Source organism: Nocardia sp. NPDC058518 (genome assembly GCF_042719655.1).
Taxonomy (GTDB): domain Bacteria; phylum Actinomycetota; class Actinomycetes; order Mycobacteriales; family Mycobacteriaceae; genus Nocardia.
In genome coordinates this window covers 51,143-73,658 of the sequence record NZ_JBHXNJ010000014.1, presented here as the reverse complement: position 1 = coordinate 73,658, position 22,516 = coordinate 51,143, and the positions used below count along the sequence as shown (strand labels likewise).

11 protein-coding genes and 1 pseudogene are annotated in these 22,516 nt (G+C 69.4%); 7 read left to right on the top strand and 5 right to left on the bottom strand.

Annotated features, from left to right (window positions below; translation table 11 throughout):
* Positions 1–126 precede the first annotated feature (126 nt).
* Both ACFWPX_RS22925 and ACFWPX_RS22920 read left to right on the top strand, forming a co-directional pair.
* Entirely contained in the window at positions 127–816 is a 690-nt protein-coding gene (locus ACFWPX_RS22925) for a DUF6875 domain-containing protein (RefSeq protein ID WP_378919874.1), read from the top strand.
* A complete protein-coding gene (locus ACFWPX_RS22920) occupies positions 813–14,198 on the top strand; it encodes an amino acid adenylation domain-containing protein (RefSeq protein WP_378929029.1) in 13,386 nt (4,461 codons plus the stop codon). Before ACFWPX_RS22925 ends, ACFWPX_RS22920 begins: the two co-directional genes overlap by 4 nt.
* A 23-nt stretch (positions 14,199–14,221) precedes the next feature.
* Here ACFWPX_RS22920 and ACFWPX_RS22915 read toward each other — a convergent pair whose 3' ends face one another.
* Both ACFWPX_RS22915 and ACFWPX_RS22910 read right to left on the bottom strand, forming a co-directional pair.
* Complete coding sequence (locus ACFWPX_RS22915) at positions 14,222–14,506, bottom strand: GNAT family N-acetyltransferase (protein WP_378929028.1); 285 nt, start codon at positions 14,504–14,506, stop codon at positions 14,222–14,224.
* A gap of 37 nt (positions 14,507–14,543) precedes the next feature.
* The gene (locus tag ACFWPX_RS22910; RefSeq protein WP_378929027.1) at positions 14,544–15,917 is read right to left on the bottom strand and encodes an FAD-binding oxidoreductase; all 1,374 of its coding nucleotides are present in this window, start codon (positions 15,915–15,917) and stop codon (positions 14,544–14,546) included.
* A gap of 342 nt (positions 15,918–16,259) precedes the next feature.
* On the opposite strand from ACFWPX_RS22910, the gene ACFWPX_RS22905 reads away from it, so the two are divergent.
* Together ACFWPX_RS22905 and ACFWPX_RS22900 are read left to right on the top strand one after the other, a co-directional pair.
* Positions 16,260–16,571, top strand: coding sequence for a hypothetical protein (locus ACFWPX_RS22905; RefSeq protein ID WP_378919866.1), 312 nt, complete (start codon positions 16,260–16,262; stop codon positions 16,569–16,571).
* Between the two features lie 65 nt (positions 16,572–16,636).
* Complete coding sequence (locus ACFWPX_RS22900; protein WP_378929026.1) at positions 16,637–17,137, top strand: GtrA family protein; 501 nt, start codon at positions 16,637–16,639, stop codon at positions 17,135–17,137.
* Positions 17,138–17,170: 33 nt separating this feature from the next.
* Here ACFWPX_RS22900 and ACFWPX_RS22895 read toward each other — a convergent pair whose 3' ends face one another.
* From ACFWPX_RS22895 to ACFWPX_RS22885, 3 genes and pseudogenes are all read right to left on the bottom strand, one after another.
* Positions 17,171–17,812, bottom strand: a complete 642-nt coding sequence (locus ACFWPX_RS22895; RefSeq protein ID WP_378929025.1) for a Type 1 glutamine amidotransferase-like domain-containing protein — start codon at positions 17,810–17,812, stop codon at positions 17,171–17,173.
* Positions 17,812–18,651, bottom strand: coding sequence for a maleylpyruvate isomerase N-terminal domain-containing protein (locus tag ACFWPX_RS22890; RefSeq protein WP_378929024.1), 840 nt, complete (start codon positions 18,649–18,651; stop codon positions 17,812–17,814). The genes ACFWPX_RS22895 and ACFWPX_RS22890 overlap by 1 nt, the downstream gene beginning before the upstream one ends.
* Positions 18,648–19,109, bottom strand: a pseudogene (locus ACFWPX_RS22885) (HIT family protein); the annotation flags it as partial. The gene ACFWPX_RS22890 and the pseudogene ACFWPX_RS22885, both read right to left, overlap by 4 nt.
* Before the next feature lie 394 nt (positions 19,110–19,503).
* On the opposite strand from ACFWPX_RS22885, the gene ACFWPX_RS22880 reads away from it, so the two are divergent.
* Genes ACFWPX_RS22880 through ACFWPX_RS22870 form a run of 3 tightly spaced genes read left to right on the top strand, consistent with a single transcriptional unit; the run spans position 19,504 to position 22,360 of the window.
* Positions 19,504–20,622 (top strand): Re/Si-specific NAD(P)(+) transhydrogenase subunit alpha, encoded by a 1,119-nt coding sequence (locus ACFWPX_RS22880; RefSeq protein ID WP_194826076.1) that lies wholly within the window; start codon positions 19,504–19,506, stop codon positions 20,620–20,622.
* The gene (locus ACFWPX_RS22875; protein ID WP_056818017.1) at positions 20,622–20,924 is read left to right on the top strand and encodes an NAD(P) transhydrogenase subunit alpha; all 303 of its coding nucleotides are present in this window, start codon (positions 20,622–20,624) and stop codon (positions 20,922–20,924) included. Before ACFWPX_RS22880 ends, ACFWPX_RS22875 begins: the two co-directional genes overlap by 1 nt.
* Before the next feature lie 17 nt (positions 20,925–20,941).
* On the top strand, positions 20,942–22,360 hold the full coding sequence (locus ACFWPX_RS22870) for an NAD(P)(+) transhydrogenase (Re/Si-specific) subunit beta (protein ID WP_378919960.1): 1,419 nt from the start codon (positions 20,942–20,944) through the stop codon (positions 22,358–22,360).
* The last annotated feature ends 156 nt before the right edge of the window (positions 22,361–22,516 follow it).

Here is a 22,516-nt window from a genome sequence, read left to right as displayed (position 1 = left end):
AACGAGCTCGACCGTAATTCGAGTGGTCCACTACTCGCGTGCGGAGTCCCGCTTCCGCGGGATTCTAGACCTCGTGATGTAGCGAGGTGAATTATGAGCGATGTAATTTCTGGAACCCGTTCTGGAATGAGTTGGCTTCCCCTGTCCAGTTCCGGGGACGGCTCGACCTTCATGCAGGAGCTGCTGGATCGGCTCCGAGGGTGGGCGCACGATCATCTGACTCAGCCGCTGGACGTGATCGGCCGGGAGGGCCCGGTCTGTCCGTATGTCGGCCCATCGCTGCGACGAGACCTGACCTGGGTCGGCCGGGTCGCGGGCGCACAGCCGTGGTCGCCCTATGTGCGGTTGGTCCTCTCGGACGCGCTGGAGCTGTTCCCGACCCTGCCGCCGGACACGGGCGGCTCCACGGTGCTGCGCTGTCTGGTGACCGCCCTGCCCGATCTGCATGACTACTCGCTGATCGACGAGCTGCACGACGAGCTCAAGTCGGAGTTCGTCGAACAGGGGCTCATGCTCGGGCAGTTCTATCCCGGGTGCACCCAGCCCGGCCTGTGGAACAAGGACTACCACCCGCTCGACGCGCCGATTCCGATGCTGGTGGTGCGCACGATGATGGCCACCGACTTCCCGTTCCTGCTCTCGCGCCCCGAGTGGATGTCGGCCTACGTCAAGAAGTTCGCGCCCAGCCTGCCCGCGCACGTCCGCAGCGTTGTGGTGTCCAGGCTCATCGCGAGCGAGAGCATCGAGGTACCCGAGTACCACCTCATCGAGGAGCGGATGCCGCAGACGGTCGGCGCGGAGAGACCACGGCGATGACCCGCGAAATCTCCACCGCGCCGGATACCGAGCCGGCCGCGGTGGAGGAGTTTTCGCTCTCGCCGGCTCAGCTGGGCATGTGGTACGCCCAGCAGCTCGACCCGACTGTGCCTCTGTACGAGGCGCAGTACATCGACCTGCGCGGCCCACTCGACATCGACACCCTCGTCACGGTGTCACAGCAGGTGGGTCGCGAGTTCGAGTCGGCCCTGCTGCGGCTGGTCGACACCGGCGACGGACCGCGCCAGGTCGTCGACCGGCGGATCGAACTGATGATGTCGCACTTGGACTTCAGCGCGGCCGCCGATCCCGAGGCCGAGGCGATCCGGTGGATGCGCGCCGACGTCGCGGCGCCGATCGATCTGCTCGGTGACCGGCTGGGGGCGTCGGTCCTGATCCGGATCGGACCGCAGCGGGTGCTGTGGTACTCGCGTGCGCACCACATCGTGGTCGACGGCTTCGCGTCCGTGACGGCTCTGTACCGGGTGGCCGAGCTCTACAACGCCGCACTGGACGGGCAGAACCCGCCGCCGTGCAAGGCCGCGAGCCTGCACACGGTGCACGACGCGGAGCTGCGCTACCGCGACAGCACGCGCTTCGTCACCGACGGCGAATACTGGGCACAGAAGATCGCGGACATGCCGCAGCGGTGCAGTCTGGTCGACGCCGCCGCACCCGCGCACGCGCTCGGCCGCCAGCACCGCGCGGAGCTGTCGGCGGCGACGAAGGCGCGCCTGGACGCGGCCGCCGCGCGCTTCGATGTCGGGACGCCGGGGCTGGCGATGGCGGCACTGGCGGTGTACTACGCGCAGGCGACCGGCAGCGAGGACATCGTGCTGAGCCTGCCGGTATCGGGCCGCACCACCGCGGTGCTGCGCAGATCCGGCGGCATGCTGGCCAATGTGGTGCCCTTGCGGGTGCCGGTCCGTGCCGACAGCACCGTCGCCGACCTGGTCGACGCGATCCGGGTGGAGGTCTCGGGTGCGCTGCGCCATCAGCAGTTTCGGCACGAGGAGATCCGCCACGGCGGGGCCGACGGTGACTCGGCGGGCGGGCGTGGCTTCGTCGGCCCGGTGGTCAACATCATGCTGTTCCCGACCGAGGTCGACTTCACCGGCGTGGAGACGAGCCTGCACGTGCTCACCTCGGGACCGATCGAGGACCTGTTCGTCAACTTCTATCAGCACGGCGCGAGCAGTCCCATCCACGTGGACTTCACCGCGAACCCCGACCTCTACGACTCGCAGAGCCTGGCCCGGCATCACCGGCGTTTCCTCGCGCTGCTCGAGGCGATGATCGACGCCGAACCGGACACCGAGGTGCGTTCGCTCGAGTACTTTCTCCCTGATGAGCTGCCGCTGCGCTCGGGTCTGCGCGGTGCGCCCGCGCCCGCGCCGCGGCTGCTCGCGGGCGTGCTCGATGAGGGCATGCGGGCTGCGGGGCATACGGCGACGGCGGTGGTGTCCGGCGAGCGTGAGCTCACCTACGGTGCGCTGGAACAGGTTTCGGCCCGGTTGGCGCGTCGGCTCGTCGCGTCGGGGGCTGGTCCGGAGTCCGCGGTGCTCGTGGCGTTGCCGCGGTCGGTGGAGTCGGTGGTGGCGTTCTGGGGTGTCGTCCGATCGGGGGCGGCGTATGTGCCGGTCGGCATATCGAACCCGGCCGAGCGCTTGGCGGTGATCGCGGCGGAATGCGGTGCGCAGCTGGGTATCACGACGGCGAGCAGGCGGCATGAGCTGCCCGACTCGGTGACCTGGATCGTGCTGGAAGACCTCGGCGGCGACGATGCCACCGGGCCGTTGCCACGCCCACGGATCGAGAATCCCGCCTACATCGTGTTCACCTCCGGCTCCACCGGCACGCCCAAAGGTGTTGTGGTCACACACGCGGGGATCGCCACGCTGGCCTCGGCGGTGCGCGATACCTACGGCGCGGATCGGTCCTCGCGCGTACTGCACTGTCTCAACCCGAGTTTCGACGCGTCCCTGCTCGAGCTGCTGGTCGCCTTCACCGCGGGCGCGACGCTGGTGATCGCCGACGCCGACTCCGTAGCGGGCGCGGACCTGGCCACGGTGATCCGCGAGTCGTCGATCACCCACCTGTGCTCGACGCCCGCCGTGCTGACGACGCTGGCGCCCGGCGCGCTCGACGGCGTGCGCGCGGTATCCACCGGCGGCGAGGCATGCCCGCCGGAGGTGGTGGCGCGCTTCGGTTCCGGTCGCGCCCTGGTGAATTCGTACGGTCCGTCGGAAACCACCGTGGCGGCCACGTTCACGCCACCACTGGCGACCGGTGACTGCGCGGGCATCGGATCGCCCGTGCCCGGTGTGACTCTGCATGTCCTCGATCGCCGGATGCGGCCGGTGCCGGCCGGAACTCCCGGGGAGCTGTACATCGCGGGCCCCGGCCTCGCTCGCGGGTACGCGGGCCGTCCCGGCGCCACCGCGCTGCGCTTGATCGCCGATCCGTTCGGCGCCGCGGGCAGCCGCCTGTATCGCACGGGCGATCTGGTCCGCTGGCGCGCGGTCGAGGAGACCGAACCCGACGGCGCCCCGTTCGTCCTGGAGTACTCGGGCCGCAGCGACTTCCAGGTGAAACTCCGTGGCATGCGGGTGGAGCCGGGCGAAGTCGATGCGGTGCTCGCCACCTGTCCCGGCGTGGAATTCGCGGTGACGGTGGTGCGGACCGGTTCGTCGGGCCGTGCCATGCTCGCCTCGTATGTGGTGCCCACCTACGAGGCGGGTCGGCTCGACAGCACGGCCCTGCGGGAGTTCTGTCTGCACCGATTGCCCGCGCACCTGGTGCCCGGCGCCGTCACGGTGCTCGACGCGTTGCCGCTGACCGGCAACGGCAAGGTCGATCGGCAGGCACTGCCCGAGCCCGACAGCACACCACCGACGCCGCGTGCGGGCGAATCCGAGGTAGAGCAGGCGCTGTGCGCGTTGTTCGCCGAGGCGCTCGGCGTGCCGGAGGTCGGAGCCGAGACGTCGTTCTTCGCGCTGGGCGGCGACTCGATCCTGTCGATCCAGCTGGTGGCCAGGGGTCGGGACGCGGGCCTGGTCTTCTCGGCGCGGGATGTGTTCGAGCATCCGACCCCGGCCGGGCTGGCCGCTGTCGTCGGGGCACCCGGCGAGCGGGTCGTCCTGCGTGAAATGCCCGGCGGCGGTGTCGGTTCCGTGCCCCGCACGCCGATCGTGGACTGGCTCCTGACCCAGCCCGGCTGGCAGCGGTTCGCTCATACGATGGTGCTGGCGCTGCCGGACACCGTCGAGCGTGTCCCGTTGCAGCGCGCGCTGCAAGCGATCATCGACCACCACGACATGCTGCGCGTGCGGGTGGTCGACGGTGCGCGGCTCGAGGTCGCCACGCCCGCGACGATCGACGCGGCCGCGGTTGTCGACCGGGTGCGGTGCGAGCGGATCGATTCATCAACACTCGACAGGGCGACAGCGGCGGCGGTGGAGCGGCTCGACCCCGGAGCAGGGGTGGTCCTCGCGGCTACCTGGCTCGACCCCGGCGGTCCCGGCGGACGACTCGTACTAGCAGTGCACCACCTGGCTGTCGACGCGGTGTCCTGGCGCATCCTGGTCGCCGATCTGATGACCGCATGGGCCGCGGTGACCGAGGGCGCCGCCCCGCAGCTGCCACCGGTCGGCACCTCCATGCGCACGTGGGCGCATGCGCTCGACGCCGCCGCGAGCACCGAGGAATGGACCGATGAGCTCGATTACTGGCGCCGCGTGCTCGACACCACGGACCCGCGGCTCGGCGATCGCCCACTCGACCCGGCCCGGGATATCGGAGCGGCAGTCGATCGCATCGAGATCCGGATTCCGGCCGAGACGAGCGCCCAGCTGGTCGGATTCCTGCCGACCGCGCTGCGCTGCGGCGTCGAGGAGGCGCTGCTCGCCGCCCTGGTCTCGGCGCTGACCGAGCACCGCGGAGCGCCGGGACCCTCGTTGCTCATGCTGGAGCGGCACGGCCGCGACGAGACCGCCGTGCCCGGTGCCGACCTGTCGCGCACCGTCGGCTGGTTCACCAGTCAGTTCCCGATCGCGCTCGACCTCGGCGCCGACCCGGATCCGGTGAACGTGGTCGCCGCGGTGAAGGAGCAGTTGCGCGCGGTGCCGCACGGCGGGTTCGGCTTCGGCCTGTTGCGTCACCTGAGCACTGCCGCGGTGAAGGAACAGCTGGACCATGTGCGGTCCAGGGGTACGCCGCAGGTCGGGTTCAACTATCTGGGCCAGATCTCCGGCACCGACGCAGGCATTCCGTGGCTGCCGGTCGATGTGGCGGACCGGCTCGGTGGGGCGGGTGATGCCGAGCTTCCCGCGTCGGCGGTACTGGCCATCGACGCGGTGACGATCGACGAGCCCGACGGGCCTGTGGTGCACGCGGTGTGGAGGTTCCCGTCCGAAGTGATCAGTCGCGCAGAAGTGGAACAGATTGTTCGGCACTGGGTTTCGACGGTGACCGCGATCGCGGACGCTGTCGCCGAGCCGGGCGCCGGTGGCCTGACACCGTCGGATATCGCGTTGGTGCCGGTCACCGGTCCACAATTGGCCGACTGGCGGCGCCGCTATCCCGGCATCGAAGACGTCTGGCCGCTCGCGCCGTTGCAGCAGGGCCTGCTGTTCCACACTCGGCTCACCGCAGGTCACACCGACAAGTACGCGGTGCAGGCCGTCTTCGAGCTGGATGGCGAGGTGGATCTCGCTCGTCTCGAATCAGCCGCCACGGCACTCGTGCGCAGGCATCCCGCGCTGCGCACCGCCTTCGTCACCACCGCGGACTCGGCGGCCCAGCTGGTGCTCGCCGAGGTCGCCGTGCCGTGGCAGGTGCTCGAGGCGAGCCCGGCCGACTGTGCCGCGATCGCCGCGCGCGAGCTCGCCCGCCCGTTCGACCCGGAACAGCCGCCGCTGCTGCGCTTGCTGTGCGTGCGCTGCGGACCGCGTGATATCCGCCTGATCGTCACCAATCATCATCTGGTGCTCGACGGCTGGTCGATGCCGTTGCTGCTCGGTGAGCTGCTCGCGCTCTACGAAGCCGAGGACGGCGGGCTCGGTGAGCCGGTGTCGTATCTGCGGTATCTGGAGTGGCTCGACCGCCAGGACGCGGCCGCCGCGCGCGTGGCCTGGTCCGAAGCGCTGGCCGGGCTGGCCGGTCCCACTCTGATCACGGCGGTCCGCCCCCCGCGCGGCCATGACGGTGAACCCGGCGAGCTGCGTCGCGAGGTGCCGCTGACACCGGACGCCGTCGCCGCGCTCGCCCACCATCGCACCGAACGCGGCGTCACCATGAACACGGTCGTGCAGACCGCGTGGGCGCTGCTGCTGGCCGAGCTGACCGGGCACACCGACGTCGTCTTCGGCACCACCGTGTCGGGTCGCCCGCCGGACCTTCCCGGGGCCGAGCGGATCGTCGGCATGCTGGTCAACACGGTCCCGGTGCGGATCGGGCTGGTCCCGGACGAGCCGGTCGGCGAGCTGCTGGCCCGCGTGCAGCGGGAACAGGGCGCGCTCGTCGACCGGAATATCCTGGGACTCAACGAGATACAGGCGCTCGCCGGAGTTGGCCCGTTGTTCGACACCAGCATGGTCTTCGAGTCGTATCCGATGGACATCGAGGCACTGCGGGCGGCTTCCGAGCAGGCCAGTCTGCGGATCCGCGACTTCCACGGCCGCGACGGCACCCACTATCCGCTGTGCCTGGCCGCGGAGGCGCGCGACGGACTGCGACTCCACCTCACCTGCTCGGACCGGTTCTTCGACGACGCCGAGGCCACCGCGCTGGCGAATCGGCTGGCCCGGATCGTCGCCCGGCTCGCGGATCCGGCGCTGCCGGTCGCGGCGGTGCGCGGCGTGGACGGCGCCGAGATCGTCCGGACCGAGCCGGTGCCGAAGCGCTTGCTGCCCGAGCTGCTGGCCGCAGGCGTACGGCCCGGCGGGATCGCCGTCGTCGGTAACGGCACGGAGCTCGGGTACACCGATCTCGACGCACAGTCGAATCGGTTGGCGCGCACGCTGATCGACGCAGGTGGTGGACCGGAAGGCGCCGTGCTGATCGCGGTGCCGCGCTCGCCCGAATGGCTGCTCGCCGCATGGGCGATCGCCAAGTCCGGTGCGGCGTTCGTCCCCGTGGATATCGACCACCCGGCCGAGCGCATCGCCACCGTCGCACACGATTGCGGCGCCCGCCTGGGCATTACGCTCGCCGCCTACCGGAAGTTGTTGCCCGACACAGTGTCCTGGGTCGTCATCGACGACGAGCCGACAGCTACCCGTATCGCCGACCGTCCCGAAGGGCCGGTGCGCGATGCCGAACGGCTTCGTTCGCTGCATGCCGGACATCCCGCCTATCTGATCTACACCTCCGGATCGACCGGCGTCCCCAAGGGGGTGATGGTGACCCATGCCGGGCTCAGCGGACTGGTCGACGGCGTCTCCGCCCGTGTACGCCCCGGCCCCGGCGATCGCCTCCTGCTGTGCATGAATCCCGCCTTCGACGCGTCGATCCTGGTGTGGCTGACCGGCTGTCACACCGGAGCCACGCTCGTGGTCGCGCCGCCGCAGGCCACGGCGGGCGAACCACTCGCCGAGGTCATCACCACCCATGCGGTGACCCACCTCATCGCACCGCCCGCGGTCCTCACCACGCTGCCCACCGACGCCGTCGCCCGAGTGCGCACGATCGTCACCGGTGGCGAACCCTGCCCGCCCGAACTGGTCGCGCGTCTGGGCGAGGGCCGGACGATCCTCAACTCCTACGGTCCGGCCGAGTCGACCGTGGCGGTGACCCTGAGCGACCCGCTGACCACCCATGACACGACCGATCTCGGTGCGCCACTGCCGGGTTGCGGCCTCGCGGTCCTGGACCGGTGGCTGCGGCCGATACCGCCCGGCGCGGTCGGGGAGCTGTATTTGATGGGCCCCGGCGTGGCCAGGGGCTACGTGGGTGCGTTCGCGCGCACCGCGGAACGCTTCGTGGCCGACCCGTTCGGCGCGCCCGGCGAACGCATGTACCGCACCGGCGACCTGGTGCGCCTGACATCGACGAACCGGCTGAGCTACCTGGGGCGCAACGACTCCCAGCTCAAGCTGCACGGAATCCGGGTGGAGCCGGGCGAAGTGGACGCTGCGCTGCTCGCGGCTCCCGGTGTCGCGCTGACCGTCACCGTTCCGTGGCGGGGTCCGAAGGGCGAGCAGACACTGGCGTCCTATGTCGCCCCGGTCACCGGCGTCGAGTTGACCCCGACAGCGCTGCGCGAGTTCCTGGTGCGGCGGCTGCCCCGGCACCTGGTGCCCGCGACCGTCACCGTGCTGGACGCGCTGCCGGTCACCGGCAACGGCAAGGTCGACGTGCGCGCGCTACCCGAACCCCGGTACACGGCCGCGCCCTACGTGGCGCCGGTCGGCACCGAACGGCTGGTGGCGCAGGCATACGCGGCGGTGCTCGAGCACTCCGAGGTCGGCGCCGACGACGACTTCTTCGCCCTCGGCGGTGACTCGCTGTCGGCGACACGGGTGGCCGCCCGGCTCGGCGCCGAACTCGGCATCGAGGTGCCTGTGCGGCTGCTGTTCGAAGCGCCGACCGTGCACGGCCTCGCTGCCCGGCTCAGCAGTGACACCGTGCGCCCCGCCGGTGCGCTCGGCGGCCCGCACGCGGGGCCGCGTCCCGAACGGATTCCGCTCGCGCCCGCCCAGCGGCGCATGTGGTTCGTCAACCAGTACGACCCGTCCTCCGGCGCCTACAACATTCCGGTCGTCCTGCGACTGACGGGACAGCTCGACATCGCCGCGTTGCGGACCGCGCTGATCGATGTGGTCGGCCGCCACGAGGCCCTGCGCACGATGTACCCCGATCACGACGGAATCGGCTATCAGGTCGTCGTCGAGCCCGAAGAACTCGACAGCCACGTCGAAACGATCGACATCGACTCCGACGACCTACACACTGCCGTACTTGCCTGCATCACAGAGGGTTTCGATGTCGCCGCCGCGGTCCCGATGCGGGTGCGGCTGTTCCGGCTCGCCGCCAGGGAGCACGTCCTCGCGGTGGTGGTGCACCACATCAGCGCGGACGGCTTCTCGATGGGAACGCTGGCACGCGACGTGATGTCCGCCTACACCGCCCGCACCACCGGCGCCGCACCCCAGTGGCCCGCGCCCGCCGTGCAGTTCGCGGATTACACACTCTGGCAACGGGATCGGCTCGGCAGCGCCGACGACCCCGATTCGCTGACGGCCCGGCAGCTGGCCTACTGGACCGAAACCCTTGCCGGACTGCCGGATCGGCTCGAACTACCCGCTGACCGCCCCCGGCCCGCCGTCGCGTCACTGCGTGCGGGCACTGTCGTGCGCACTGTGGAGCCCGACCTGCGGACCGGTCTGGAACACCTCGCGGCCCAACGCCATTGCACTCTGTTCATGGTGCTGCGCAGCGCGCTCGCCGTGCTGTTCGCCAGGCTCGGTGGCACCGCCGACGTCGCCATCGGCACCCCGATCGCCGGGCGCGGCGTCGCCGAACTCGACGACGTCGTCGGCATGTTCGTCAATACCGCGGTGCTGCGCACGGAAGTGCCTGCCGCGCTGCCGTTCACCGACCTGCTCGACCGCGTGCGCGGCACCGATCTGGACGCCTTCGCGCACGCCGAGGTCCCCTTCGAACAACTCGTCGACCTGCTCGAACCCGCTCGTTCGGCGGCGCGACATCCGCTGATCCAGGCCATGCTGGTGTTCCAGAACCTCGGCCACACCGAGATCGCGCTGCCCGGACTCCGCGTCGAAGCGGTGGACCTGGATCAGCAGAGCCTGCGCTTCGACCTGAGCGTCACGGTCGGTGACGACGCCGCGGATGGGCTGTCGGTCCGGTTCGGTTACGCCACCGACCTTTTCGACGCGAGTACCGCGGCGAGCTTCGCCGACCGCTGGCTCGGCCTCCTGCGCGCCGTGGTGGCCGATCCCGCTGTGCCGGTCGGCGATATCGATCTGCTCGACGCGCGCGAACACGCGGAGCTGCCCGGCAAGGCAGCTCCCGCCGTGGCCGCACCCGCCGTCCTGCCCGACCTGCTCGCCACCGCCGTCACCGGGAATCCGGACGGTATCGCCATCGTCGACGGGCCAACCAAGCTCACCTACCGCGAGCTCGACGAGCGCTCGAACCGGCTGGCCCGGAAGCTGATCCAGGCCGGAGCAGGCCCGGAGAAACTCGTCGTCATCGCCGTACACCGCAGCGCCGAGTCCGTCCTCGCGGTCTGGGCGGTAGCCAAGACCGGCGCCGCATTCGTCCCCGTCGACCCCGCCTATCCCACCGACCGCATCGCCCAGATCCTCACCGACTCCGGCGCGTCCCTCGGCATCACCACGACAGACACCGAATCGATCCGCCCCTGGATCGACACCCCGCCTACCGATACCGGGCTCCGGAGTGTCCGCTGGTTGCTGCTGGACGCCCTGGACCCCGCCACCCCGGCCGCACCCATCGACCCCGGCGAACGCCACGCGACACCGCAACTCGCGCACCCGGCGTACGTCATCTTCACATCCGGGTCCACCGGCCGCCCCAAGGGCGTGATCGTCACACATGCGGGACTGTCGAACCTGGTCGCCGCACAACAGGAACGGCTGGGCACCACGAGCGAATCGCGGGTGCTGCATGTCGCCTCACCCAGCTTCGACGCCGCGGTGCTGGAACTGCTGCTGGCCGCGGGTTCCGCGGCCACGCTGGTGGTCGCGGGACCGACCGCGTACGGCGGCGCGGAACTGGGGGAGCTGCTGGCCGGCGAACGGGTCACCCACATCGCGCTCACCCCCTCGGCACTGGCCTCGGTGGACACCGTGGCGCACGAGCACCTGCGGGCGATCATCACCGGCGGCGAACCCTGCCCGCCCGAACTGGTGCAGCGGTGGGCGGCGCCGGATCGCGTGCACTTCAACGACTACGGCCCGACCGAGGCCACCATCTGGGCCACCGGTGCGGGACCACTGGTTGCCGGTGCCGAGATCACCATCGGCACAGCGGTTCCCGGCCTGGCGGCGCTGGTTCTCGACGAGCGGCTCCATCCCGTTTCCGACGGCGTCGCGGGCGAACTGTATCTGGCCGGACCGGCACTCGCCCGTGGCTATCACGGCCGCCCCGACCTCACCGTCGCCCGTTTCGTCGCCGATCCGTACGGTGCACCGGGCGAGCGGATGTATCGCACCGGCGATCTCGTGCGCAGGCGCGTTCACGGCCTCGAGTACCTGGGCCGCTCCGATCTACAGGTGAAGCTGCGCGGCCTGCGGATCGAACCGGGCGAGATCGAAGCGGCGCTCACCGCCGACCCGGCGGTGCACCAGGCTGTGGTCACCGTGCACACCGACGCCGCGCTCGGCGAACTGCTCGTCGCTTACCTGGTGCCGGAGCCCTCGGCGCAGTGCGACCCCGATGCGGTGAAAGAGGCGCTGGCACTGCGTCTTCCGTCGTACATGGTGCCCACGGCGGTTGTCGTCCTCGACGCCTTGCCGCGCACCGGCAACGGCAAACTCGACCACCGCGCGCTGCCCGCCCCCGACATCAGGTCGGGCCGGTTCCGCGCACCCGTCACCGCCACCGAGCGGGCGGTAGCCGACACCTTCGCCGAGCTGCTCGGCGTCCCGAAGATCGGGCTGGACGACAACTTCTTCGCCCTGGGCGGCAACTCCCTGATCGCCACCAGGATCGCGGCGCGACTCGGCGCCGCCCTCGACGCCCGCATCCCCGTGCGCATGGTCTTCGACGCGCCGACCGTCGCCGAACTGGCTACCGCCGTACGCACCGCGGCCACTGCCCGCGGCCCGCGGCCCGGCCCCCGCCACCGCCCCGAACGGGTCCCGCTCTCGGCGGCGCAGCGGCGCATGTGGTTCCTCAACCGGTACGACCCCACCTCCCCGGCCCACAATGTGCCGATCGCGCTGGCGGTCGAGGGCGAACTCGACCTCGCGGCGCTGCAGACCGCGCTGATGGATGTGGTGGCCCGCCACGAATCGCTGCGCACGGTGTACCCGACCGACGCCGACGGCGAGCCGTATCAAGACGTGCGTGCCGTCGCCGCGGCGTATGTGCCGATGCGGGTCGCACCCATCGAGCCGGAACAGATCAGCGACGAGGTCGCCGCCGAGATCACGCGGGGATTCGACCTCACCACCGAACTTCCACTGCGTGTGCGGCTGTTCCGGATCACGGACGACCGGTCGGTGCTGGCGGTGACGCTGCACCACATCGCCTCCGACGGCTGGTCACTGGCGCCGCTGACCCGCGACGTACTGGTGGCGTACACGGCCAGGCGGGCCGACGCCGAGCCCACCTGGACCCCGCTGCCGCTGCAATACCCCGACTACGCGCTCTGGCAGCGCGAGCTGCTCGGCGCCGAGGACGATCCGGCCGGCGTGTCGCACCAGCAGCTCGAGTACTGGCGCACCACGCTGGACGGGCTGCCCGAGGTCTCGACGCTGCCCAGTGACCATCCGCGGCCCGCGGTGCGCACCCACCGGGCGGGGCTGGTGGAATTCGAGATCGACGCCGCGATCCAGGTGCGGCTGCGTGAGCTGGCCCGCTGGCACGGTGTCAGCGTGTTCATGGTGGCCCACGCTGCGCTGGCGGTACTGCTGGCCAGACTCTCCGGCACCACCGACGTAGCGATCGGTTCGGTCATCGCGGGCCGCGGCGACGGCGAACTCGACGACCTCGTCGGCATGTTCGTCAACACGCTGGTGCTGCGCAGCCACGTCCACCCCAAGGCCACCTTCGACACGCTGCTCACCGCGACGAAGGACGGCGACCTCGACGCGTTCGGCAACGCCGATGTGCCCTTCGAACGGCTCGTCGAGGTGCTGGCGCCGACCCGGTCGGCTTCGCGCCACCCGCTGTTCCAGGTGCTGCTCGTCTTCCAGAACTTCGAGCGGGAGCAGGTGGAGCTGCCCGGCCTACGGGTCAGCCCGCTCGATATGCCGCCCGTCGGCGCGAAATTCGATCTCGAATGGATGCTGGCCGAGAAATTCGGCCCCGATGGCGCGCCCGCGGGCATGTCAGGGATGCTCACCTTCGCGCTCGACCTGTTCGAGGCGCCCACCGCGCGGACGCTGGCGCACCGGTTCGTCGATGTGCTCGACGCGCTCACCGCCGACCCGGGCCTTGTGCTCGGCGACATCGATGTCACCGCGCCACCGGGAACCGTCGTCCATCCGGTCGTGCGCGCACCCGCGCACCGCGTCGACCTGCCCTATCGGCCGCCGGTGACACCCGTCGAGGAAGCCGTTGTCGCCGCGTTCGAATCCGTTCTCGACACCGAGCGAGTCGGCTTGGACGACAACTTCTTCGAACTCGGCGGCACCTCCATGATCGCCATCCGGCTGGTCTCCCAGATCCGCGACCGCCTCGATGTCGCGATGCCGGTGCAGTGGATGTTCGGCGATCCGACGCCCGGCGCGCTCGCCCAGCTCATCGCCGGGAACGGGGACATGGCCGCCCCGGCCCTGCGAACCCTGCTGCCGTTGCGCGCGGGCGGCAGCGGTCCCGCGTTGTTCTGCGTGCACCCGGCGATCGGGGTGGCCTGGTGCTACACGGGTCTGGTCGGGCACCTCGACCCCGACTTCCCGATCTACGGTCTGCAGTCGCCCGGAATCGCGGCCGACCGACCCGACCGGCCGCTGCGGGAACGGGTCGCCCATTACGCCGACGAGATCCAGTCGACCCAGCCCGACGGACCGTACCGGCTGCTCGGCTACTCCGCGGGCGGGCCGATCGCGCACGCCGTCGCCGTCGAACTCCAGCGCCGCGGTGCCCGGGTCGACGCGCTGACCATCCTCGACGGCCGCGCCGATGTCGACCCGGCCGGTGCCGCCGAGTTGCCGCCGCCGGAGGTCCTGCTCGCCGAGTTCGGCGGCCTGGACCCGGCGATGCTCGACGGCGACCGACCGCAGGCCGAACAGGCCGCTGAACTTCTCCGCGCCGGCGCGGTCGCCGACGCTCCCGATCGAATCGTGCCGCCAGCGTCGCCGGCCGATTCCGCGGCGGTTCGGGATACCGCCGCACCGCTGCCTGGCGCCGACAACGACGTCGGCGCCGGTAGCCGAGCCGACGGGCTCCTCGGCACTATCACCGCGACGGATCTGCGGCGGCTCTACGCCGACTACCAGCAGATAGTGCGCGAGGCCGCCGAGCACGAACCCGAGATGTTCGACGGTGATCTGCTGTTCTTCAGCAGCACCACCGCCCGTCCCGGCTACGAACCCAACGCCGATACCTGGCGCCCCTACGTCAGCGGCGAGATCATCGACAACCAGACCGGCCACGAGCACAACCGGCTCACCAGTCCGGACTCCCTCGCCGTGATCGGCCCGATTCTGGCCGGATACCTACGCGCTTAGGCATACCCGCGTGCCCGCGTGCATCAGCCGACCAGGTCGGCGTACTCGCGGTGTTCGGCGATGTACTTCTCGACATACCAGCAGGTCGGGATGATCTTGAAGCCGTTCGCGCGGGAGTCGTCGAGGCCGTATTTCACGACCTCCGCCGCGACCCCACGGCCCCGGAACTCCGGAAACGTCATGGTGTGGTGGAAGTCGCGGACCTTGGCGTCTTCACGTTCGGCGTAGTCGGCGTATCCCGCGAGGATGTCGTCGTGGTAGATCTCGAAACGGGTGTCGGCGACGTTGTGCTCGAGCCTGGTGGTCATACCGGATGCTAACCCTGCCGTCCCGCGCGATGTTCCGCTAGAGGACCGCGCCGGGATTGAGGATGCCCTCGGGGTCGAGCGCGTCCTTGATGCGCCGGGTCAGCGCCATGACGTCGGGGCCGACCTGGTCGGGCAGCCACGCCTTCTTCAAGCGCCCGACGCCGTGTTCGCCGGTGATCGTGCCGCCGAGCGCGATGGCCAGGTCCATGATCTCGCCGAAGGCGCGGTGGGCGCGGGCCGTGTTGTCGGGGTCGGTGGGGTCGTGCACGATCAGCGGGTGGGTGTTGCCGTCGCCCGCGTGCGCGATGATCGACACGAGCACATCGTTGCGTTCGCCGATCGCGGTGACCCCGGCGATCAGGTCGCCGAGGCGGGGAAGCGGCACGCCGACATCTTCGAGCAGCAGCGACCCGATCTTCTCCACCGCGGGAATCGCGAATCGGCGTGCGGCGGTGAAGGCTTCACCTTCGGTGGCATCGGCGGTGTGGAAAACCTCTGTCGCCCCGGCCTTCTCGCACAGCCCCACCATCAGCTGCGCTTCGTGCGCGGCGAATTCGCCCGGAGCGTCGGAGCGGGCGACCAGCAGGGCGGCGGCGGTGCGGTCCATCCCCATCCGCATCTCGTCCTCGACCGCGTTGATCGCGACGGTGTCCATGAATTCGAGCATGGCGGGGCGCAGCGTCGAGGTGATCGCCAGGATCGCGTCGGTCGCCGCGGTGAGCGAGCCGAAACTCGCGACGACGGTCGACTGCGGTGGCTGTGCGGGCAGCAGCCGCAGGGTGAGTTCGGTGATCACGCCGAGCGTGCCCTCGCTCCCGACGAACAGTTTGGTCAGCGACAATCCGGCCGAATCCTTGAGCCGTGGCCCGCCGAGCCGCACCACGGTCCCGTCGGCAAGCACCACTTCCATGCCGAGCACGTAGTCGGTGGTCACGCCGTACTTCACGCAGCACAGCCCGCCCGCGTTGGTCGCCGCGTTGCCACCGATCGAGCAGATCTCGAACGAGGACGGATCCGGCGGGTACCACAGCCCTTCCTCCGCGACGGCCCGCTTCACCTCCGCATTGAGCAACCCGGGCTGTACCACCGCGATCCGGGTCACCGTATCGACGCTGATCTCCCGCATCAACTCGGTGGTGAGCACGATCCCGCCGTCCACCGCGGTCGCCCCACCGGACAACCCCGTCCCGGCCCCACGCGGCACGACCGGCACCTTGTTCGCGTGCGCCCACCGCAGCGTGGCGGCGACATCGGCGGTTCCGCGCGCCCGCACCACCGCCAGCGGCGTGCCCGCATCGGGATCGCGGGCCCAATCCTGCCGGTACCCGGCCAGCAGATCGGGGTCGATGACGACCGTCCCGTCCGACAACGCCGAAATCAACGAATCGAGGTCACCGCTGCGCTCGTCCACGTGTCCACGCTATCGCGCGCACCCCATCCGCCGCGGGCAGTTCGCCCTGGTCCGGTGATCACACACAGGCATCGCCCGAGAGCGGAATCGCACAGGCGCCTGGTGATCAATTGACCAGATGTGATGTGGGTCCGAACAAGGAGGTTTCCGCATCGCTGTGATCTGGCGCGCCCCATTGGTGTATACGCCGTCCAATGCTTCACAATGCCCATACCGGGTGTGTTCGATGGTGAATCGCCTCGCCGCCCAGCGTGTTTCGAGTTCCGCTCCACGGGTGCGCTTCGCGCGCACCGATCATGCGACGCTGTTGCGCCGCACCGTTTTTCGCAGGGAGGACTGGCGATGCCGAAGGAACCGCAGGACCGCAGTGAGCTGGTGGGTGCCCTGTTGGCCGCGGAATTCGCCGACGCGGGCATCGACACCGACGCGATGCGCAGCGTCCACACCGGCGCACACCACGAATGGCTGTCCGCTCTGGAATCTACGGGGATGTTCGACGTCCGCGCGATGGCCGAGATCGCGCAGCGCTGGGCGGCCGACCCCGCGCTGCTGCGTGACGCCCTCCTCGCCGAGGCCGACGAGATCACCCGCCGCCGCTGCCTCGCCGCATGGGCCTCGTTCGATACCCGCCCGATCGCTGCGGTAGGCCGCTAGCTTCTCGGCCCACCCGTTTGCCGGTTGCTCACCCTGGCTTCATCTGCCGCTGGCAGGCTGGCCGCGTGGAGCATCAGGCGAGTGTCACCGAGTCGGTGGCCGACCGATTCACCCGTTGGTGCGAGGCCGTCGTTGCCCGGCTGCCGTGGGGCCTCGATCGGTATATGCCCGCGACCCTGCTCGGGTTCGGGCTGATCAACAGCTTCACGTTCGGCGTCGATCTGCTGCTGCTCACCCTGCTGCACAGTGGATTCGGTCTGCCGGTCTGGCTGTCGATCACCCTCGCCTACATCGCCGCGTTCGGGCTGAGCTTCCTGCTCAACCGCACTTTCAACTTCCATTCCCACGCGCCGATGGGCAAGCAGGCCGCGGTGTATGTGGTTGTCGTGCTGGTGAACTACCTGGCGTTCATCCTCGGTGTCGGCTCGGGTCTCACCGCGCTCGGCCTGGAATACCACCTGGCCAGGCTGCTCGCCGGCGGTTGTGAGGCCGTATACATGTACAGCGCGATGCGCTGGATCGTCTTCCGCCGCAAACCGGCGGTGACCGCGTCGACCGCTGCGTGATCGGCGATCCGGCGTGGTGCCGGACTCGCGGTCTCAGCCTCTGAGTACCTCGGTGCGGTCGCCGTCGACCAGGACGACGTCGTTGTCGGTGAGGGCCCAGTGCGGGATCTGTTCGGCGACGCAGCGGGCCAGCATCGCGGCGGAGTCGCCGTCCGGGTCGGTGGGGGAGTCCAGGTGGACGACCAGGCGACGATCTACCAAACCCAGTCCGTCCCACAGTGGTTCGATACCGGTGGTGGGCAGCACCTCGGCGGGATCGTCCATGGTTTCCAGCCCGTGCAGGTCGGGTCCGAGCAGGCACGCGCCCGCGCTGTAGCCCGCGTAGACCAGCGCGTCCTCGCGCAACATAGTCGTGAAGACGGAATCAGCACCGCTGCGGGCGAATTGGGCACGCAGGACGAAGGTGTTCCCGCCACGCACCCAGACCATCGGGAACGTGCGCAGGTGCCGTTCCAGCCGTTCCGGCTGTCCGGCGTATTCGCGCAGATCAAGCACCTCCGGCGAATAGCCTTGCTGTTCCAGCGGTTTCACATCGCTCATCACCGCCGACGACCAGGCGTCGGGCCACGCGTCACACGCGTTCGGAATCACCGCGACCCGTCCCGGCGCACCGACGAGCCCGACGAGCCGATCAGCGAAACCACCGAACCGGTACGACGCCAGGAAAAGTCGCATCAGATGGTGAACGCCAGATTCCGCACGAGCCGCTCACCGAGGGCCGTATCGCCCTCGACGACAACCTCGCCGGGATGCCGGTCGGCCGTCGTGCGCCCACCGCGCAACCGTGCGAAAAGCCCGGAATCCAACCGGAGCACGGTCGTCGGCTCCCCTGCAGCCTCGTCGAGCACCGTCCCACGCCCACCGGCGACCGACAGATGCACCTGCCTGGTCACCGGCCCGGTCAGATCGAGAGTGACCAGCGAACCATCCGGCGCCTTGGCGCCCTTCACCACGGCACGACCGAGACCGATGGTCAGTTCGGCGAACGCGGCCTCGGCGCGCGCACCACCCTCGGGCACGCTGCGGCCGATCCCGTCGGCGAGGTCGAGTTCGTGCATCCAGCAATCGAACAGCCGCACCCGCATGAACCGCCCGTAGGGCACCTGCCCGACCGGTGAGACGGTCGTGGCCTGCCAGGCCTCGTCGTCCATCGCGGCCAGGGCGGCCCGGCGACGCTCGGTGGTCTCGTCGAACAGCGCGAGCAGCCGCTTGCCGGAGAGCGGGCGCAACCGGTCGACCCAGATCTCGTTGAGCACGGCCACTTCGTTGCGCACATGCGGCAGCGTTCGCACATCGGTCTTGGGGCGCAACGGATCATGCGGCGGCGGTGTCTCGCCGAGCAACCACGATTCGGTCCCGATCACATGGGCGACCACGTCGAACAGCGTCCAGCCGGGCAGCGGAGACGTTCGCCGCCAAGCCTTCTCGTCGAGGTCGGCGACCAGCAGCGCGATGGCTTCCCACTGCTCGGCGAGCAGATCGGTGAGTTGTTCGCGCCCCGGCGTCTCGGTCATCCCTGTGCTCCTTCTGCTTCGCTCTGGTCGAGTGCGGACAGGCCCGCGCGGATCGCCGCCGCGGTCGAATTCGGTTCGTGCGGACGACGCAGCAGGAAGCCCTTGGCGAAGCTGAGTTTGTCACCGTGTTTGCGGGGAACCACGTGCAGGTGGACGTGGCCGACGGTCTGGAACGCGGCGGTACCGTCGTTGAGAACGAGGTTGGCTCCATCGCTCGCGAGCCCGCTCACGCGCAGCGCACGGGCCAGGCGGTGGCCGGTGCGGAACATCCGGGCGCCGAGTTCGGGATCGAGATCGTCGAGCTCGGTCGCGTGGACCTTGGGGACGATCAGGGTGTGGCCGCGGGTGATGGGACGGATGTCGAGGAACGCGCACACCGCGTCATCGGAGTAGACAATGGTCGCCGGCGCGGCACCCGCCACGATCAGACAGAAGGCGCAGTCGTTCACGGCCTCGACCCTACGGTGTGATCTGGGTCGCGCAACAGCCCGAACGGGTCATCGGCATGACCCGCGTCACGTCCCGTGCGACGCCGCGGTGCTCGGTCGGCGGTCGGCTGTCGAGGTGCGTGCTCGATCCGGACCGGTGTTCTCGGGTCTCACCTGCGGCGACGAATCCGGGTGGGCGCGTCGACCGGTGTCTACCGGGTCGGGAGGCCGTTGTCACGATCTATCACGTCCACGGTGTCCGATTTGTGGTCGTCAGTCCAGTTCTCCGTTGTGACGGGCATCTCCGCTAGGCTCACCGCGAGCCGAGTACAGTTGCGAGGATTTGAGTCGAACTTACCCGCAGGTAACTTCGGCAACCCGTTGTTCCCAGGCTCGAAGCCAGCACGAAAAGGAAGTCTGACTAGTGGAGACAACGCAAAACGTGGGCGAGGGTTCGCCGCGCGGAGCGCGTGTCGGAGTCGTTCGCGAGTCCGGCCCGGGTGAGCGGCGAGTCGCATTGGTACCCAAGATCATCCCCACCCTGTCCAAGCAGGGTGTCGAGGTGATCGTGGAAGCCGGTGCCGGCCTCGGCGCTCTCATTCCCGACGCTGCCTACGTCGAGGCAGGCGCGACCATCGGTGATCCGTGGTCGGCCGAGGTCGTCGTCAAGGTCGCCCCGCCCAGCGATGCCGAGGTGGCCAAGCTGTCCTCCGGGCAGACGTTGATCGGGTTCCTCGCCCCGCGCAATGCCGAGAATCAGATCGGTGCGCTGAAGTCTGCCGGTGTGCAGGCCTTCGCCGTCGAGGCGATTCCGCGTATCTCGCGCGCCCAGGTGATGGATGCCCTGTCCTCGCAGGCGAACGTGGCCGGTTACAAGGCCGTGCTGCTCGCCGCGTCGGAGTCGACCCGGTTCTTCCCGATGCTGACCACCGCCGCGGGCACCGTGAAGCCGGCCACCGTGCTGGTGCTCGGTGTCGGTGTCGCCGGTCTGCAGGCTTTGGCCACCGCCAAGCGTCTGGGTGGGCGGACCACCGGTTACGACGTGCGTCCCGAGGTCGCCGATCAGGTGCGTTCGGTCGGTGCGCAGTGGCTGGACCTGGGGATCGACGCCGCCGGTGAAGGCGGGTACGCCCGCGAACTCACCGACGAGGAGAAGGCCCAGCAGCAGCAGGCCCTCGAAGACGCCATCAAGGGTTTCGACGTCGTGATCACCACCGCGCTGGTGCCGGGTCGCCCCGCACCGCGCCTGGTCACCGCCGCCGCTGTCGAGGGCATGAAGCCCGGCAGTGTGATCGTGGACCTGGCCGGTGAGACCGGTGGCAACTGTGAGCTCACCGAGCCCGGCGAGGTCGTGGTCAAGCACGAGGTGACCATCGCCTCGCCGCTGAACCTGCCCGCCACGATGCCCGAGCACGCTTCCGAGCTGTACTCGAAGAACATTTCGGCGCTGCTGGAACTGATGCTCGTCGATGGCAAGCTCGCCCCCGACTTCGAAGATCAGGTCCTGGCGGATTCCTGCGTGACCCGTGAGGTGGAAGCCTGATGTACACCGAACTGCTCGCCAATATCGCGATCCTCGTTTTGTCCGGCTTCGTCGGCTTCGCGGTGATCTCCAAGGTCCCCAACACCCTGCACACCCCGCTGATGTCGGGCACCAACGCCATCCACGGCATCGTCGTGCTCGGTGCGCTGGTGACCCTTGGCAACGTGAAGGACCCCTCGCTGCTGGTGCAGGTGATCCTGTTCGTCGCGGTGGTGTTCGGAACACTGAACGTCATCGGTGGTTTCGTGGTCACCGACCGCATGCTCGGCATGTTCAAGGGTAAGAAGAAGGCGGCCGAGTGATGCACGCAGTCGACAATATGACCTACCTGGTCAACGGCCTCTACATCGTGGCCTTCTCCATGTTCATCTACGGCCTGATGGGCCTGACCGGCCCGAAGACCGCCGTGCGTGGCAACCAGATCGCCGCTGTCGGTATGGGTCTGGCCGTGGTCGCCACCCTGATCTCGGTCCGCCACGCCGCCCTGCTCAACTGGATTCTCATCGCCGGCGGTCTGATCGTCGGTGTGGCACTGGGTGTTCCGCCCGCCATCCGCACCAAGATGACCGAGATGCCGCAGCTGGTCGCGGCGTTCAACGGTGTCGGTGGTGGCACCGTCGCGTTGATCGCGTGGGCCGAATTCGTCGACAGCGCGGGCTTTTCGCAGCTGCACGAGGAACCGACCGTCCACATCATCATCGGTTCGCTGTTCGCCGCGGTGATCGGCTCGATCTCCTTCTGGGGCTCGATCATCGCCTTCGCGAAGCTGCAGGAGATCCTGTCCGGCAAGCCGATCGGTATCGGACGGTTGCAGCAGCCGCTGAACCTGCTGCTGCTCCTCGGCGCGATCGTGTGCGCGGTCGTGATCGGCCTCGGTGCCGACAACGGTGGTGTTTCGCAGCTGTGGATGATCGGGCTGCTGTTGCTCGCCGGTGTGCTCGGCCTGATGGTCGTGCTGCCCATCGGTGGCGCGGACATGCCGGTCGTGATCTCGCTGCTCAACGCCCTGACCGGTCTGTCGGCCGCGGCCGCGGGTCTGGCGCTGAACAACACCGCGATGATCGTCGCGGGCATGATCGTCGGCGCGTCCGGCACCATCCTCACCAACCTGATGGCCAAGGCCATGAACCGCTCCATCCCCGCGATCGTGGCCGGTGGCTTCGGTGGCGGCGGCGCGGTCGCCGGTTCGGGTGACGGTGAGGCCAAGACCGCGAAGGCGACCTCGGCCGCTGATGCCGCGATCCAGATGGCCTACGCCAACCAGGTGATCGTGGTCCCCGGCTACGGTATGGCCGTGGCCCAGGCCCAGCACGTGGTCAAGGAGATGGCGTCGCTGCTCGAGGCCAAGGGTGTCGAGGTCAAATACGCGATCCACCCGGTCGCCGGTCGCATGCCCGGTCACATGAACGTGCTGCTGGCCGAGGCCGAGGTCTCCTACGACGCGATGAAGGAAATGGACGACATCAACGGCGAATTCGGCCGCACCGATGTGGTCCTGGTCATCGGCGCCAACGACGTCACCAACCCGGCCGCCCGCGACGACAAGTCCAGCCCGATCTACGGCATGCCGGTCCTCAACGTCGACCAGGCCCAGAGCGTCATCGTGCTCAAGCGCTCGATGAACTCCGGCTTCGCCGGGATCGACAACCCGCTGTTCTACGCCGACCACACCTCGATGTTGTTCGGTGATGCGAAGAAGTCCGTCGGTGCGGTCACCGAGGAACTGAAAGCACTGTAAGACAAGCGAATACCCGGACCAGGGGTCCTGTCGTTCCTCGGAGCGGCAGGGCCCCTTGTCATTCGGCCGACCGAGCGCGTCGGCGCGAGGTCTCGTAGGATCGCAGCGGATGGAGCGAAGGCGCGTTGGCCGGATCGGCGCGCTCGGAGGCTAGGG